The organism is Mesobacillus maritimus (assembly GCF_019749255.1).
In the GTDB taxonomy this organism is placed as follows: Bacteria; Bacillota; Bacilli; order Bacillales; family Cytobacillaceae; genus Mesobacillus_B; species Mesobacillus_B maritimus_A.
Genome location: NZ_JACWFH010000023.1, coordinates 18,086 through 33,701 on the forward strand (window position 1 = coordinate 18,086; position 15,616 = coordinate 33,701).

The 15,616-nt window shown below is 38.2% G+C and carries 17 protein-coding genes; 6 read left to right on the forward strand and 11 right to left on the reverse strand.

Features of this window, described 5'->3' with window-relative positions:
- Nucleotides 1–169: 169 nt before the first annotated feature.
- Nucleotides 170–1,048, reverse strand: coding sequence for an alpha/beta hydrolase (locus H0185_RS16380; protein WP_221874584.1), 879 nt, complete (start codon nt 1,046–1,048; stop codon nt 170–172).
- 98 nt (nt 1,049–1,146) lie between these two features.
- Here H0185_RS16380 and H0185_RS16385 point away from each other — a divergent pair, with 98 nt between their 5' ends.
- Both H0185_RS16385 and H0185_RS16390 read left to right on the forward strand, forming a co-directional pair.
- Nucleotides 1,147–2,025: a winged helix-turn-helix domain-containing protein gene (locus H0185_RS16385; RefSeq protein WP_221874585.1), complete on the forward strand. Its 879-nt coding sequence runs from the start codon at nt 1,147–1,149 to the stop codon at nt 2,023–2,025.
- A gap of 314 nt (nt 2,026–2,339) precedes the next feature.
- Nucleotides 2,340–3,008: a DUF421 domain-containing protein gene (locus tag H0185_RS16390; RefSeq protein WP_221874586.1), complete on the forward strand. Its 669-nt coding sequence runs from the start codon at nt 2,340–2,342 to the stop codon at nt 3,006–3,008.
- 229 nt (nt 3,009–3,237) lie between these two features.
- Here H0185_RS16390 and H0185_RS16395 read toward each other — a convergent pair whose 3' ends face one another.
- Nucleotides 3,238–3,666, reverse strand: a complete 429-nt coding sequence (locus H0185_RS16395) for a VOC family protein (protein WP_425515834.1) — start codon at nt 3,664–3,666, stop codon at nt 3,238–3,240.
- A 275-nt stretch (nt 3,667–3,941) separates the two neighbouring features.
- Here H0185_RS16395 and H0185_RS16400 point away from each other — a divergent pair, with 275 nt between their 5' ends.
- Nucleotides 3,942–4,364, forward strand: coding sequence for a hypothetical protein (locus H0185_RS16400; protein ID WP_221874588.1), 423 nt, complete (start codon nt 3,942–3,944; stop codon nt 4,362–4,364).
- 271 nt (nt 4,365–4,635) lie between these two features.
- Here H0185_RS16400 and H0185_RS16405 read toward each other — a convergent pair whose 3' ends face one another.
- The 3 genes from H0185_RS16405 to H0185_RS16415 all read right to left on the reverse strand — a co-directional run bounded on the left by H0185_RS16405 (nt 4,636) and on the right by H0185_RS16415 (nt 6,648).
- The gene (locus H0185_RS16405; RefSeq protein WP_221874589.1) at nt 4,636–5,244 is read right to left on the reverse strand and encodes a transglutaminase-like domain-containing protein; all 609 of its coding nucleotides are present in this window, start codon (nt 5,242–5,244) and stop codon (nt 4,636–4,638) included.
- 184 nt (nt 5,245–5,428) lie between these two features.
- A complete protein-coding gene (locus tag H0185_RS16410; RefSeq protein WP_246629251.1) occupies nt 5,429–6,376 on the reverse strand; it encodes a phosphotransferase family protein in 948 nt (315 codons plus the stop codon).
- Between the two features lie 86 nt (nt 6,377–6,462).
- Entirely contained in the window at nt 6,463–6,648 is a 186-nt protein-coding gene (locus tag H0185_RS16415) for a hypothetical protein (RefSeq protein WP_221874590.1), read from the reverse strand.
- A 423-nt stretch (nt 6,649–7,071) separates the two neighbouring features.
- Between H0185_RS16415 and H0185_RS16420 the strand changes: the two genes are divergently transcribed.
- Genes H0185_RS16420 through H0185_RS16430 form a run of 3 tightly spaced genes read left to right on the forward strand, consistent with a single transcriptional unit; the run spans nt 7,072 to nt 8,800 of the window.
- A complete protein-coding gene (locus H0185_RS16420; protein WP_221874591.1) occupies nt 7,072–7,566 on the forward strand; it encodes an RNA polymerase sigma factor in 495 nt (164 codons plus the stop codon).
- Nucleotides 7,563–8,114 carry a zf-HC2 domain-containing protein gene (locus H0185_RS16425; protein WP_221874592.1) on the forward strand — a complete coding sequence of 184 codons (552 nt, stop codon included), beginning with the start codon at nt 7,563–7,565 and terminating at the stop codon, nt 8,112–8,114. Before H0185_RS16420 ends, H0185_RS16425 begins: the two co-directional genes overlap by 4 nt.
- Entirely contained in the window at nt 8,111–8,800 is a 690-nt protein-coding gene (locus H0185_RS16430; protein ID WP_221874593.1) for a YfjL-like protein, read from the forward strand. The genes H0185_RS16425 and H0185_RS16430 overlap by 4 nt, the downstream gene beginning before the upstream one ends.
- A 198-nt stretch (nt 8,801–8,998) precedes the next feature.
- Here the strand turns inward: H0185_RS16430 and H0185_RS16435 are convergent, their stop codons facing one another.
- The 6 genes from H0185_RS16435 to H0185_RS16460 form a co-directional block, all read right to left on the reverse strand.
- Nucleotides 8,999–10,516, reverse strand: coding sequence for a Na+/H+ antiporter NhaC family protein (locus tag H0185_RS16435; protein WP_221874594.1), 1,518 nt, complete (start codon nt 10,514–10,516; stop codon nt 8,999–9,001).
- Between the two features lie 288 nt (nt 10,517–10,804).
- On the reverse strand, nt 10,805–11,344 hold the full coding sequence (gene ssuE, locus H0185_RS16440; RefSeq protein ID WP_221874595.1) for an NADPH-dependent FMN reductase: 540 nt from the start codon (nt 11,342–11,344) through the stop codon (nt 10,805–10,807).
- Nucleotides 11,345–11,397: 53 nt separating this feature from the next.
- Entirely contained in the window at nt 11,398–12,753 is a 1,356-nt protein-coding gene (locus H0185_RS16445) for an LLM class flavin-dependent oxidoreductase (protein ID WP_221874638.1), read from the reverse strand.
- 64 nt (nt 12,754–12,817) lie between these two features.
- On the reverse strand, nt 12,818–13,645 hold the full coding sequence (locus H0185_RS16450) for an ABC transporter permease (protein ID WP_221874596.1): 828 nt from the start codon (nt 13,643–13,645) through the stop codon (nt 12,818–12,820).
- 37 nt (nt 13,646–13,682) lie between these two features.
- Complete coding sequence (locus tag H0185_RS16455) at nt 13,683–14,510, reverse strand: ABC transporter ATP-binding protein (protein ID WP_221874597.1); 828 nt, start codon at nt 14,508–14,510, stop codon at nt 13,683–13,685.
- A gap of 3 nt (nt 14,511–14,513) precedes the next feature.
- The gene (locus H0185_RS16460; protein ID WP_221874598.1) at nt 14,514–15,557 is read right to left on the reverse strand and encodes an ABC transporter substrate-binding protein; all 1,044 of its coding nucleotides are present in this window, start codon (nt 15,555–15,557) and stop codon (nt 14,514–14,516) included.
- Between the last annotated feature and the right edge of the window lie 59 nt (nt 15,558–15,616).

Genomic DNA, 15,616 nt, shown 5'->3' on the forward strand with positions numbered 1-15,616 from the left:
TAAAAAAGGTATAACTCAAAAACTATGTAGTTTAGATAAAAAAACAGATCAAGTAACTCCTTAGAACACTGAAATTAGGGTCATGGATGTGGTGAAAACTTTAGAATGCCAATAAAAATGACGTGTTAATTGGAACACGTCATTTTACTAGTTTATTAAAATCTTTAGGTTATTTGCTATTTTCTTTGAACCAATTCATTACCTTCTTAACTTCTTTGCGATGGTTTGCGAGTTCATTTTTACTTAGTAGTCCTGTTTTAAGATTTCTTGTGAAAAACGACCTTACTAAACATAATATTTCATCGAAGGTTAATACACCGCCAACAAAGTCGTGATCCGCACCTTTAATCTCTAGATAGGATGAATTTGTCAGTTCTTTATGTAGTAGTTGGCTTTGGTGAACAGGACAGATTTCATCAGTATCACCTTGAATAATTAATACTGGTGGTGTGTCCTCATTTATATAATGAACGGGGTTTGCTAATTTTGCTTTACTACTTTGTTCTTGCACACTTCCACCAAGAAATTTTGATTCGGGAGAATTAGGGTTATTGTGCCAATCTCCCATTTGTAATAAATCTACTGGGCCAGCCAATGTAACAACCGCATTAACTTTTTCCGATATAAGCTGTTCTTTAGATGAAAACTCAGGATGATCTGCACTTAATGCAGCTAAAGTCGCTAAATGTCCTCCTGAGGAATGTCCCCAAATTCCAACTTTATCTTCGTTAATATTATAGTCTCTGGCATTTGATTTAACCCACCGTATTGCTTCTTTCACATCAAGTAATGGTGCAGGAAAAATGGCCTCTCCACTCAACCGAAAATTAATATTGATACATACAAAACCATATTTGGCGAAGGAGGCATTCCATTCGCCACCTACTTTTCGTTTATCACCCGACATCCATCCTCCACCGTGTACATAAATAATAGCAGGAAAGGTTTCCTCTGAAGCCACCGGTTTAATGATATCAAGTTTTAACTCACGCTCTACCGTTTGACCGTATACAATATCTACTAATTCCTCAGTTTGATAGATTTCCATATATACCCTCCTCTCGTTTATGGTTCAATAATAATTGAACTATAAATTTAAGTCAATATATGTTAAACTAAAATTACAATCTATAAGGGAGAAATAGTATGACGATAAAAATCTTAGATTCGATTGTTTATGAGGTATTACTTAGCTTTTCGCTATATAAAAGACAAACACATCTGAAGTACTTGACTATTTCAAAGGATTGGTATGCAAACACGAAAGATAAAATATCTGAGGTTTTACATAAGGAAATCTTAGAACTAGAGGATTTGCTATTTGAAGATTTATCAGTTCACTTAATCGAACATTGTCCGTATAACAATTTTAGAGGATATCATTTATGGCTTTCTCAACTACCTCTTGGGGAATTGTACGAATTATTGGCACCTTATGTTAGCGAAAAAAGAGGAATGCCCAATGATTTAGAGGCCAGGAGAACAAAACATCTTTCGTTATTATTAAAGTGGTATGAGGAATATTTTCTTGATATTGAGGAAATGGTAACGACTATCTTAACTGATCAGATAAAGAATCTTGATAAAACAGGTCTACAGAATTACCCCTTTCGTGAAATAGAAAAAATAACAAAGGGATTTGATATCGAAAATTTACAAGTTACGGAGGTTGTTCTTGCTCCTTCTTGGCATTTTCGCCCTTTATCTTTAATTGATATCTTCAATCATAAAGTCGTTCTTACCTATCCTTGTGTAATGAGTATTCAGCATGAAACATTGTTAATCACGAAAGCACTTGCTGAGGAAAAACGGTTAAAAATTCTTAGTAGTATGAAAGATGATAGCAAAACATTTACTGACCTTGTTCATCTGATGGGAATGTCAAAGGGGAATATCCATCATCACTTATTGCTGCTTCGTTCCGCAGGTCTATTGAAAATAACGCCTACCAGACAAGATTATTTTCATTATAAATTTAGACACAGTAGAGTTCAGGATCTTTCTGATTTATTGTTAGAATATTAATATTATGCTGTCACCTTTGAAAGGCGGTTTAAATTACAAATTTTTGTCTATAAGATTGTACCCTATAATGTGGACTAACAGAAAACTCTATAAGTCTGTTTTTATATGCAAATTGAATTACAAAAACAACCGTGGCTATTACCTAAATACCTACCAATCAACAAAAATAGACCATCAACATTAACTACAATTTGATGGTCTATTTCATTTGCATTTTAACGTTTGTGTAACAGGTATCTAAACATTTTATCATTTGAATATCTACCAAACATTGAGGGTATTTTAATTTTATTAATTGACCTGAGGTAACTTCTATGACATTGATCCTCAAGATTTTCGTGCTCTATCTCATTACCATTGCCATCATGAGAATCATGGGAAAATCAACGATTATTCAAATGACTCCCTACGATTTGGTTGCGATTATTATCGTTGGTACCGTTGCCGCAGAGCCACTGATTAGTACGGATTTTTATCCGACGGTTTCGGCTTTAGCAATCCTTGTGATTCTCCATATTTTGTTTTCGAAGATGACCTTATGGCAATGGGGCAATCGCTTGTTTTTAGGTGAGCCTACGATTTTAATTAAGCATGGAGAAATAGTTGAAGATAATATGGAAAAATCAAGATTGTCTTATGCACAACTATTGTCTATTTTACGAAGCAAAGGCTACCCTACGTTGTCAGACATTGATTATGCGATACTCGAGCCAATCGGAGAAGTCAGCATCATTCCTAAAGCAGAAAATACACCGGTAACTGTCCAGCATTTAGAAATTCCCATTAAAGATGAAGGTCTGCCGATTGCTGTGATTATTGACGGGCGAATCCAAGGCAGGAATCTTCAATTGCTTGGCAAATCAAAAGAATGGCTAATGGGGAATTTATCGAAAAATGATTTGGATGTGAAAGATATTCTTTATGCTTATGTAAACGAGAAGACAGAGAAATTGAGTATTCATAAACGACAGGATGCGGAATAGACTGTGTGGGGTTACCTACATGGTCTTTTTTGTTTATATAAAAACTCAAATTTATTCACCGAACGAACACAATGTCACTCTGCTATTGTGAAACAATTGCTCAGGTACGTTAAGCCCCCTAGCTTTACCTCTCCCTTTCTTTTTATTAGTTACTATTTATGAAAAAAAGCCATAAAAAAACAACTTTGTCCTTTTGTACAAAGCCGTTTTTCTAGTATTATCGTATGTACTAACCTTGATGGCCTTCAGTGTAAATTTGGAAGGTGACACCGAATTTATCTTTAATGACCCCGTAAGCAGGACTGAAACTTGTTTCTAATAGGGGCATTTGAACTTGTCCGCCATCCTGTAAAGCGTCAAAAATTGGGCGGGCTTTGTCTGCATCGTCAAACGTAATACAAATGGTCACCAGGTTTCCTTTTTGATCTGGTTGACCTGGGAAGGTATCTGAAAACATTATTAATGACTCTCCAACCTTTATCGTAGCGTGTGCAACAAGGTCTTTCGCATCTTCAGGGTAAGGAGAATCTGGGGTAGTAGGCATTTCACCAAATGTAATTACACCTAAGTTTTCAGCATGAAATACCTTTTCGTAAAATCCAATCGCTTCTCTTGTATTTCCGTTCAATTGTAAATAAGGAAAACATTGCATTATTATCAGCTCCTCTGATTTTTTGGATGTATATACTCTAAAATAAGTATAACCAACCAGATTGGGAATTACACCAAAATTCTGATTATTTTAATTTGTTTCATATCAAGTGCTATTCACATTAGGAAAACGTGCTTAATAAGAATTAATCCCTATTTTTTGCCTCTACCTTTTCCCGTATACTATACTTGTGAATGTTGTTTTTCTACATAAAAATGTTACCACTTTAAAATTGTTAAACTCAAATAATACGGAAAAAGAAACAAGGATGTGAAAATCAAATGTTCTATATTAGAGATATCGAAGAAATTATAAAAAACACTTTACTTGAGCTTCAATTAAACTTAAGTTATGAGTTTAATCATGACATCGTAGCACCGATGAGTTTTAATGTTACCACCAATACCATAAAGTTTAATTATCTCCACGTGAATGGTTTTCTAAGTCGTATAAAGATGAAAGAAACCCCTGAAAATTTGATTAAAATTCTTGTTTACCATGAGATTGGTTATTATCTCGATTATAAGAAAAACAAGTATGACTTACGAACTCTTATGTACGGGGAAGATGAAGAAATTGAACAGCTTAAAACTCAAATCGAAAATAACGCATGGGAGTATGGGAGATCTTTGGTACCCGAAGAACTTCTAGGTTCCTATGATAAAATACGTGAATTGAATAAAGTCCAAATACCGAATTTTTAAGTCATTTGTTTTGGTGCCTGAGTAATAAACAAATCCGGATTCGTTTTATAGATCCCATTTGAGAGATAGCACTTTCCGGAAATGCACTCGATGTTAACAGCTACATTATCGATTAAAGCTTCCCTCACTCGCGTCTTGCAGGTTGGGGGAGGGAAGTTTTATAAAAAATGATTACTTCTAGTCGATATTTGTCTATAAATAGCTAGATGGCTTAAATTTTGATACTAACAACAAAGCGCTTATTCTTAAAAATTCACCCTAAGGGGAACAACTACAAACTCTCAGGCAAATGGTATTTATACATTTTTAATGCATTCGTATTTTCTCCTAAAACAGCCAAAACTTTTGGATGTGGCTTGGCATGGATTACTGGATAATCCTTTTCACCAAGGTCTTCATTAATGGGAAAAGCTAATTTTTCTTCTTCAGTTGAAAACTGTGCATCAATTCCCTCTTTATTCCCTCGAGCATCAACCCTAATCCATTTATTAAGTGATTTCAGAAAGATTGCGTTCAAAGCGTGAATACAATAACCTTTTTCTGGAGTATCAAATAACATCAATCTTTGATAACAGAAACCAGTTGGGATTCCTTGTGAACGTAATAAAGACGCTAAAAGATGTGATTTTGCATAACAAATTCCCTCTTTAAAGTCTAATACTTCCGATGCATGACAAGTAACCCGATCCGATTGAATATCCCATGAATGAGCAATCTCATCACGAACAAATTCAAAAGCGATTTTTGCTTTTTCAATTTCCGTTTGAAATGGATGAAAAAGTTCATCTGCCTTTTCCTTGATCATTGGATTAGAATAATTAACTTCCGCTAACTCTAGTAAATAATCATCTAATTTTTCCGAGTCACAGAACAATTTCATACCTCCTTCTCCCTTCAACCAAACACATAATATTTATATAAATATCATCCCATTACTTACTGAAGCGATTTAGTGATTTCTGTTTGTGTGATACCATTCTTGTGCTTCATAGGGCGCGAATGATTACACGTATGTTATATTCTGTACACTGAAAGTAATTAATTTTTAGCGTACTTCATGTCTTCTATGATTTTTGATAAATCTTGCAGTCTCCATATTTCCTACTCTCAGCATTCGAAATTGTATTTCTACCCTTTAAATCAGACCTACTTTCGAAACACCTACCTATAATCTTTAATACCATTTTCAAAGGCTTGTCTATCATGATTCTCAATCCCATGCAATGCTTCTTGTAGGGCGAATGTACTTTTGTAAAATAGCACGCGCTCTGGATGTCGATACACAATTCAAAAAATTCTTTCCCATAGCTAGCAAGGATTCCAGCAAAGTCATAGGCTGGGTCTCCGATACCTGAACCGCCAAAATCAATGATTCCAGATATCCTGCGATTTTCCGGAGTCCATAGGATATTAGATGAGCCGAAATCACCATGAATCAGTGTTGTTTTCACATTTAAAAGAATCCCGTTTATTAAGGTCTCAAAAGAGTGATTAATTTCGTTTTGAGCTTCTTTTCTGATATACGGAAATAGTTTAGTTTGTATTTTCTCAAATAGTTCGGTCATTTCCACCTTTGGGTGATTGGGCTGTAGGTTCAAAGCATTGCGTACCTTCTCTTCTGACACAGAGTGCAACTCTGTAAGAAAACCTACGAGTTGCGATGCCAAATTACTTATCATCTCAGGACTTTCAATTTTTTCTAAACTTTCTTTCCAGAAAGGCTCCCCCTTAATAAGGTTGTACCCAGCAAAAACGTTTCCAGGCTCTAAACGTTTAAAAGAATAATAGGTTGGATGTGGAATTGAAATAGAAATGATATTTTTAAGATATTTCAAAAGCGCAGCTTCTTGTATCAAAGGTGATATGCCATTTTCATATTTTGGAAACCTAAAAACCAAAGAATTGTTTATGATTAACACATCATTATTTTGTCCAAGGCCATTCAGATAACTGTCTACAATCACAAGATCAGGGTAAACCTGTTTAATGTGTTCAATATAGGAACTACTCATATTGAATCCTCCTATGGTGACAGGCACCTTCCACATTGCGACAGGCATATTCCATATTATGGAATGTGCCTGTCACCCATTTTACGTCACCCATCATACCTCTTAGATAAAAAATACCTCGCATTTGCAAAACAGATGGTTCCAAAAAGAAATAACATCACGATAAGCCAACTGGCAATAGCTGAATACTCACCTTTAAGAATAAATTCATCCATTAAAGTAACAATCACCATTATGACCATAACTACATACAAACCGATTAAATGTTTCATAAGGTATATCACCATCCTACCTCGACTTTTTATCTCCTTTAGTTTACCAAATAAACCCAACCTTTTGTTCATATAACTCATTCCCTTTCTTTCGTAAAGCGATGTGTTACTTGTAATGGTCGCATATCGGAATCTAAATCAACATTCTTAAAAAAGTTTTTTAAAAAGTTTGTAACGAAATTTGCAGGCATGGTATTAATACTTCATACAAGTTGAAAAGAAGGTATTCATAAGTAATCGTAAACGTGAAGAGGAAGAAGCTAACGGAAAATCTTTAATTCCGTTATAGTTATAGAATCTATTAGAATCCAATTATCTTAAAAGGTTAATAGAAACGGAACGGAAAAATTTTTTAAAAAAGATTGTAACGAAATCTGCAGTCGCGGTATTACTATTACGAACAGTGAGAGAGAGAAGGTCGTCATGAATAAGCTTGAAGAAGAATATGAAAAAATTCACCCAAAAATATATGCCTTTTTTTATGCCAAGACAGCGAATCGGGAGACGGCTCAAGATCTCTGTCATGATACCTTTTATGAGGCGTGTAAAAACATTACTTCTTTTAATGGACATTCCACCTTATCGACGTGGATATTCGCGATTGCGAATAACATTTTAAAAAAGTATTATCGCAAAAATAAGTACCAGCAAAGCTTGATCCAAAAACTCGCTACTATTCCGGAAGCTGATATCCACTCCATTGAGGAATTAGCCGAGATTCATGAGGATATGAGAAGGCTGTTGCATCACATTTCGAAATTGGATGATGATGCTAGGGAATTAGTGCTCTTAAGGATATACGGAGAGCTAAGCTTTATGGAAATTGGGGAACTATTAGGGAAGTCCGAAACCTATACACGTGTGACCTTTCACCGGTTAAAATTGCGAATCCAAAAGGAAATGGAGTTATCGATATGAAGAAAGATTGTACGATTACGCGGGATCTATTGCCATTATATGAAGAGGATTTATTACAACCAGAAACAAAAGTATTTGTTGATGAGCACCTGCAAAGCTGCCATGATTGTCATCAGATTGCTGAACAATCACAAATACCTCTATCACCAAAAATAAAGCCAGGACTTTCTTCGAAAAAAATGATTCGGGAAGTAACATTGCGAGTGACATCCATCCAAATATTTTTTGTCGCCATTGCATTTTTGTTAGCAATGAGCACAAGCAATATGAATGGCAGTAAGGGCTTCGTGTTAACGTATACCCTTTTAGGCGCCATCACTTATTTATTCTATCGTTCTATGATTCTTGCCTTTTTAATTGCGGCTGTTCCAACCTTCCTGTGGAGTTGTTTGATGTATATGACGGATTTGCTCGGAAACTTTTACACGGAAAGTATGTCAGAAGCTCTCGGAATTGTCTTAGTATCATTAGTCGTGCACATGCTCTTCACGGTTACCGGGATTGCAATCGGCTTCTGTATTCGTAAAATACTGGAGGAAAACCAATGATGAAAAAGAAAATTTTTTACGGTATAATTGCCGCCACCCTGATCGCAATCGTCCTCGTCACCTATATGAGCGTGGCCGGGAATCCATATGAAATGAACAAAGCCAGGGAGAGCCTGAAGGTTTATTTAGAAGAAACATATCCTGACATGGACTATAAGATTAAGTGGGCAGCAAAGTATGTGACGATCGATGATAGCTATCGTTTTGAGGTGATGGTCAAGGATCCCTCACTAGATGTGGAAACCACTTATCCATTCGATGTTTATCGTTATGAACCAAATGAAGTGTTCAATGATACCATCCATAAGTCTCGTGTGGATAAAGCTACTTCTAAAAAATTAAATAAGCAGGCGGAGCAATATATTCTAGCACTCCTGCAGAGAAAAGTTCCAGAGCTCCAAGGTGTTGCAACAGATGTCGAGGTATACAACAACGATGTCACGGTATGGACGCCCAAGCTAAAAACACCAAAGCCCATTCTCATTATGTTAGAAGTTGAAAAAGGTAACTTGACCAAGGAACAAATGTTACTACAATCAAAGACAATTCAGCAGCAATTGAATGAAGAGTCCATTGATTATTATTTAGCGGAAGTTGGCTATCATGAGATTGTGAATGGTGAGGAAAACTATTTATACGTTAGTTTTACCCCCCAGCAGGAACTAACCATAAAAGATGTAGATTAAAACGAATGTCCCTTTCACGTTTCTTTTCAGGGTAGATATCGAGATTTATAGGCAAGATTCGAGGACCGTCAATACAACTAACAAAAGCATAAAAAAACCATCTTTCACGTATGAAATGATGGTTTTTTTGATTTGATTCAAGAATAAAGTCGTTTAATAGCTCAAAAAGTACAGTGCACTATCCCCTTCTATGGCCAATTAGTGATTACTCAACAAGCGCTTTTTATCCATTTTCGATAGCACAATGACCGCGAAAACGAGGAGTGCAATGGCAAGAAGTAGTGTCCAAGCACTTCCAGTAACCCCAGCGACAATAAATCCAATAAATGTCACAGTTGCATTTAAAATGGCATATGGCAATTGTGTTTTAACGTGATCAATATGGTCTGCTCCAGCACCAGTTGATGACAATAGCGTTGTATCCGATATAGGGGAAGTATGGTCCCCAAACATCCCGCCAGAAAGAACGGCCGCAATACACACTAATAAATGCGCATCAAGCCCCACCGCCATTGGAATCGCAATTGGCATCATAATCGCGAACGTTCCCCATGACGTTCCGGAAGCTAACGACATGATGGCCCCAACGACAAACAAGATGGCCGGAATAATGAATACCGGGATATTTCCTTGCACCATTTCGACGATAAACATTGCGGTACCCATATCACTTAATAACGTACCAAGCGCCCATGCAAGTACTAGAGTCACTGCGACATACGCCATTTTCTGCATACCTGATGTGTAAATCTCAAAAGCTTCGCCAAACTTCTTTATCTTGAAACCAATCATTAAAATCATAATCGTGACAGCCGCAAACAAGTAAGCTGTTGTAAGCGAGATTCGGAACTCATTTCCAGGAACCTGTTCAAACGGGAAGCCAAATGAAATCAATAAACCAAATAAAGTTAAAAACAAAACCAATAATGGCAACCAAATCAAGATGGCTTTTGAACCATTGGTATACTTCTCTGTTTGATCTGGCTTTCTAAGCGGTTTTGAGTCTGGCCAGTATAGGGCACCTGTTTCTTGAATTCGTCTTTCTGCTTTTGCCATCGGACCGAAATCAAGCTTTGTGAACGTGACCAAAGGAACCATGATTACCGCTAAGATTGCGTAAAATTGAAAAGGAATCACTTGTACAAAGGTATCAAATTCAGAATCTGTTATGTTTAACAAGTCAAACTCATTTTTAATCAATCCCATAATATAGACTCCCCACCCGATAAACGGAATCAAGACCGCTACCGGAGAGGAAGTAGAATCGATAATCCATGCAAGTTTCTCTCTAGAAACTTTTAGCTTGTCAAAGACTTTCTCAAATACGGGACCAACAATTAATGGCGTGCCCAAGTCAGAGAAAAAGATGATGATTCCACCAATCCAAGCTCCAATTTGCGCTTTAGCACGACTTTTTATGTATTTAATCGACGCCTGTGCGAGAGCAGCACCCCCACCGGAATTTTCCATCAGTGCCACAAAACCCCCAATGAAAAACAATAGTACGAGAACACCAGTATTATAGCCATCACCTAGTCGTGGATAGATATAGGTTTCGATGGTCTGCATCGTAGCTTCAAGCGGGTTTCCTCCTGCTAGAATCAACACACCGATAAACACTCCTGAAAACAAAGATACAATTACATTTTTTGTGATCATCGCTAAAATAACCGCAATAATCGGCGGGATTAAAGAGACAATTCCCATATGTTCCATATTCACTCATCCTTTCTATTGTCGTTCCTAATCATGATGTAACAGGAAGTATGCATTTTGCATGCATATCGGATCTTTCATCTTCCTTTATAAAGATCAAAATCCTTCCCATCACTGCCCTTTTCATCAACCATTTTATTATTTTATGAGAATAATAGTGTTAGTTTACTCTAATAGTCCAAAATTGTAAATATACTATTTAATTTATTTTTATGCATTTTAAACAGGTGACAGGCACCTTCCATATTTCTGGAAGGTGCCTGTCACCTGTTTTAGCTCAAAACTAGACTATACTGATTGCTCCCGAAACGATCCAATCAGATTCCGAACCGCTTCTTGTACTCTCTCCTCTACGACTGGATCTAAAAATGTGACTTCATTACCCGAATAGGATAGCTGGGAATCGATGAGATAGACGCCTTGCGGGACTTCTTTCGCCCCTAAGACGGAAAACAGTGGCTTAAAGGCAAATTCAAGGGATAAAAGATGTGCCAATGTTCCGCCTGTCGCAATGGGCAAGACCTTCTTCCCGCTTAGACCTTTCTCAGGAATCAAGTCAAAAAAGCTTTTTAATAGTCCTGGATAACTCGCTTTATAGACCGGACTAACGACGATGATTGAATCAGCATGTTCAACTAAATTCTGTGCACTTTGAATGACTGGGTCAGTAAAATGAGCATGAAGAAGAGCCTCGGGTGGCAAATCTCGAATCGTTAGTTCATCGACTTTACCCCCCCTTTGTACCAATTCCCGTTTTAAATAGGCGGAAATCGCGGATGAACGCGAGCTTACCGAAGGACTTCCTGAAAGAATGAGAATATTGGTCATGTGAAACCACTCCTTATTTTTAATAGATTAAGAGAAAACGTTTCGGTTTACCCTCAAATCCTTTCTTTGATTCTCTCAACAATTGTATTTTCAGGCCGTTTTAGCCCTAAGTTTTCACGTAATGTCTCCCCTGCATATTCTGTTCGGAAGAGACCGCGCTTTTGCAGGACGGGAATAACCTGATCAACAAAGTCCTCTAGCCCTCCTGGCAAATAAGGGGGCATAATATTGAATCCATCAGCCGCTCCATTCTCAAACCATTCCTGCATATGATCAGCAATTTCACTAGGTGTTCCTTTGACTTCCCGATGACCTCGTGCCCCCGCAATTCGTTGATACAATTGACGAATGGTTAAATTCTCCCGTTCAGCAAGGTCTTTCAATAATTTAAAGCGGCTTTTTCCTCCATTGATTTGCTCTAAGTCAGGAAGATCAGGTAGAGGTCCATCAACAGGATAGCGGGAAAGGTCGACGCTAATCATACTCGATAATAAGGACACTCCAGATTCTTCAGGAATGATTTCCTCTAGCAGTCGTTTTTGCAATTCTGCCTCGTTTTCGGTCTGACCAATTACCGGGAAAATCCCAGGCATGATTTTTAGTTCGTCAGGAGAACGACCATATTTGGACATCCTTCCTTTCACATCTGCATAAAAGTTTTGCGCTTCTTCGATGGTTTGCCATGCGGTAAAAATGACTTCAGCTGTCCTGGCTGCAAGCTCTTTTCCAGCTTCAGACGATCCTGCCTGAACCACAACTGGATGACCTTGAACAGGACGCGCGATATTTAATGGTCCCTGCACTGAAAACCATTCCCCTTTATGGTTGATTGCATGAATTTTTGAACCATCAGCAAACTGTGCAGATTCTTTATCGATTAATAAGGCTTCATCCTCCCAGCTGTCCCAAAGCTGAGTGACGACATCCACAAACTCTTCAGCCCGCTGATACCGCTTGGAATGAAGTAAATGCTGATCTAGGTTAAAATTATGCGCCTCTTCCTCCGTATTCGAAGTGACGACATTCCAACCTGCTCGCCCATTGCTTAGATGATCAAGCGAAGCAAACTTCCGGGCAACATTAAAGGGTTCATTATACGTAGTGGAGACAGTTCCAACTAGGCCAATATTCTTTGTTACCGAGGAAAGAGCCGATAAAAGCGTAAAGGGTTCAAACATGGTATTGACTGTCTGCCCTAACACGGTTTGATTTTTGGCTCTTACTGCATACCCATCAGCAAGGAACAGCATATCAAATTTCCCTCGTTCAGCTGTTTGTGCTAACTTTTTGATAAACTCAAAGTTCATCACATTTTCCGCTTCTGCCTTAGGATGTCTCCATGCTGCAACATGGTGTCCTGGTATCATAAAGAACGCGCCTAATTTCATTTCTCGATTTTGATTTGTCATATTCATTCCTTCTTTCTTCATTTTTTTCATAAAACGGGCCACACTGATTGATTGAAGTTTCATTCTATCCATTTGCATTTTCCTTCCATTTTGAAAGTTTCTTCTCGATCGATACCAGCATGAAATTAAGGATCAATCCTAGAAGAGCAATTGTAATGATTCCGGCATACATTTCAGGGATTTGAAAGTTCATTTGTGTATAGGAGATTAAATAACCTAACCCTTCCTTGGCTCCAACCATTTCCGCTGCAATCAAGACAAGAATTGAAGCGGATCCCGACATACGTATTCCTGTAAAAATAGTCGGAATTGAGGCAGGCAGAATGACTTTATAGAACAATTGGGTAGACCCTAATCCCATTGATTTCGCCGAACGAATCAACAAGAGGTCAACATTACGAACGGCGTTGATGGTATTTAATAAGATTGGAAACAAGCAAGCAAAGATGACAATTGCAATCTTCGACGTCTCGCCAATGCCAAGTAATAAAATAAAAACGGGTAGCAATGCCAATGCGGCTGTATTTCTAAATAGTTCTAATACCGGATTCAATAACTCATTCGCAAGTGGATACCAGCCTATCACCAGACCTAAAGGAATCCCAATTAAAATGGCTAACCCAAATCCACTTAATGATCGAAGGATGCTTGCTAGAAAATGGTCGTATAAATCACCAGATACCGCTAAGCCCCACCAGCCTTCCGCGACGATTGAAAATGGTGGAAAGAAGGTCTGGTCTACGAGTCCCATTCTTGGTGCGACTTCCCAAAGGAAAAGCAAAACCATCATGACCACTGTTTGCTTCAATAATTTTTGAAGCCAATGAAAAGAAAATGGAATTCTCCCCGGAGCAGGAATCGTCACTGTCACCGATTTATTTACATTTGCCATTTTTTCACCTCATTTATATAGTCATTGAAACAAGTGATTAAGCTGTTTCATTCTTCCTCTCAAAGGCCTGTGATTGATGGACTTCCTCTCGTAATAAATCCCAAATTTGGTGTCTTGCCTGTGCAAATCCAGGTGTCGACCTGATATCCTCATCCAAATTTCTTGAATGAATCGGATTTTGAATCATTTGTTTTATCGTTCCAGGGCGAGAGGTCATGACGGCAATCCGCTCACCCAAATACACTGCCTCATCAATTCCATGTGTGATAAAAATGATGGTTTTCTTTGTCTTTTCCCAAATTCGAAGCAATTCTGTTTGAAGGGTTTCACGCGTTTGTGCGTCTAATGCTGCAAAGGGTTCATCCATTAAGAGAACATCTGGTTCATAGGCTAGGCTTCGAGCAATCGCGATCCGTTGTTTCATTCCACCCGAAAGTTCATGAGGATAGCGATTTTCAAAACCCGATAAGCCGACTAAGGCTAAGAAATGCCTAGCGATTTCGGTGCGTTCTTTTTTGGGGATTTCTTTCGCTTCTAGGCCAAATTCAATATTGCCCATGGCCGTTTTCCAAGGAAACAAAGCATACTGTTGGAACACAATTCCACGATCTAGTCCCGGTCCTTTAATTGGTTTCCCATCGATTAAGATTTGACCTGAAGTCGGTTTGGTCAATCCACCTAATAAATCTAAAAGAGTCGATTTTCCGCAACCAGATGGTCCCACCAACGTGAGAAATTCACCTACTTTAACAGAAAAATGAACATTGTTAATGGCGGTAAATTCTTTTATCCCATTCTTTCTTTCATTGGAATCTCGAATGGTAAATACCTTACTAACATGATTAAATTGAATTTTATCGGTCATGATTTACTCCTCCTTTTTCAGTTCGACTTCATACGGATTAAACTCATTCATAAATAAATCATCTAAGGAGATTTCTTCCTTTTTCAACTCGCCACTTTTTTCTAACCAATCAAGCCAAACTTGAAATTCCTGCTCATGGATATAGCCGCCTTTTTCTGCAATTCCAGTACTTTTAAAGTATTGAATCGTTTCGGTTTCCTCCTTTCGATCTCTTTCTTCAATGATTTTTTCAAAACGCGCGATCACCTCTTCTTTCGGAGTCGTCCGCGCCCATTCAATCGCCTTCGCTGTTGCTTCCACAAATTTCTTCACAGTATTCGGGTTCTCTTTGATAAATTGTTCCGTAAACACATAGCTCCCGGCAGTAAATGCGCCAAACAAATCATAATCGCTAAAGACTTTGCGAATCCCTCCTTTTTCTAGCGCACGATCACGGAGCATTCCTCCAAGCACTGCGACATCAATTTGATTTTGTCGTAATGATTGCTCGGTATTTGCTGGTGGAACGACGACAATCGTTACCTGCTTAATTTCCTCATCGGTCAGCCCATTTTGACGTAAATATTCCTTTAACACCGATTCATGATGGGCGCCCATCGTATTCATCCCAACCTTTTTCCCGATAAAATCTCGAGCGTCTTTAATGGGGCTATCCTCGAGAACGTAATATCCATTAAATGTTTCTTCATCACTGCCATAATAGCCAATCACTGATTTAAGCGGAGCTCCAGAAGCAATCAGTTTAATAATCGCCCCATTAAAGGCGCCCCCAAAATCCGTTTGACCTGTTGCAGCATTTTGGATTGATGCTGGTCCGCTTGTTGTATTTCCAATCCACTCTAGTTCGAGAGGCTCCAAATACCCTAACTCCTCTGCGAGCTCCGGATAGATTACCTGGCCAACTGTCCCTTCATAGTTCATTTTTAATGTTTCATACTCACCATCTCCCGTACCTGCCACTTTTTCCTTTTGGCATCCGGCCATAAGGACCAACCAACATATGGTGATCAAAAACCCCCAGAGATATCTGCCACTTTTTGCCTTCATTTTCTCCCACTCCCCCTGCTCTGCTTATCTCCAATAGAAATAAAAAAGGCCTTTACTGC

Coding starts and splice junctions, on each gene's coding strand:
- H0185_RS16380 (WP_221874584.1), bottom strand. CDS start 1,048: ATGGAAATCTATCAAACTGAGGAATTAGTAGATATTGTATACGGTCAA.
- H0185_RS16385 (WP_221874585.1), top strand. CDS start 1,147: ATGACGATAAAAATCTTAGATTCGATTGTTTATGAGGTATTACTTAGC.
- H0185_RS16390 (WP_221874586.1), top strand. CDS start 2,340: ATGACATTGATCCTCAAGATTTTCGTGCTCTATCTCATTACCATTGCC.
- H0185_RS16400 (WP_221874588.1), top strand. CDS start 3,942: ATGTTCTATATTAGAGATATCGAAGAAATTATAAAAAACACTTTACTT.
- H0185_RS16405 (WP_221874589.1), bottom strand. CDS start 5,244: ATGAAATTGTTCTGTGACTCGGAAAAATTAGATGATTATTTACTAGAG.
- H0185_RS16410 (WP_246629251.1), bottom strand. CDS start 6,376: ATGAGTAGTTCCTATATTGAACACATTAAACAGGTTTACCCTGATCTT.
- H0185_RS16415 (WP_221874590.1), bottom strand. CDS start 6,648: ATGAAACATTTAATCGGTTTGTATGTAGTTATGGTCATAATGGTGATT.
- H0185_RS16420 (WP_221874591.1), top strand. CDS start 7,072: ATGAATAAGCTTGAAGAAGAATATGAAAAAATTCACCCAAAAATATAT.
- H0185_RS16425 (WP_221874592.1), top strand. CDS start 7,563: ATGAAGAAAGATTGTACGATTACGCGGGATCTATTGCCATTATATGAA.
- H0185_RS16430 (WP_221874593.1), top strand. CDS start 8,111: ATGATGAAAAAGAAAATTTTTTACGGTATAATTGCCGCCACCCTGATC.
- H0185_RS16435 (WP_221874594.1), bottom strand. CDS start 10,516: ATGGAACATATGGGAATTGTCTCTTTAATCCCGCCGATTATTGCGGTT.
- ssuE (WP_221874595.1), bottom strand. CDS start 11,344: ATGACCAATATTCTCATTCTTTCAGGAAGTCCTTCGGTAAGCTCGCGT.
- H0185_RS16445 (WP_221874638.1), bottom strand. CDS start 12,753: ATGACAAATCAAAATCGAGAAATGAAATTAGGCGCGTTCTTTATGATA.
- H0185_RS16450 (WP_221874596.1), bottom strand. CDS start 13,645: ATGGCAAATGTAAATAAATCGGTGACAGTGACGATTCCTGCTCCGGGG.
- H0185_RS16455 (WP_221874597.1), bottom strand. CDS start 14,510: ATGACCGATAAAATTCAATTTAATCATGTTAGTAAGGTATTTACCATT.
- H0185_RS16460 (WP_221874598.1), bottom strand. CDS start 15,557: ATGAAGGCAAAAAGTGGCAGATATCTCTGGGGGTTTTTGATCACCATA.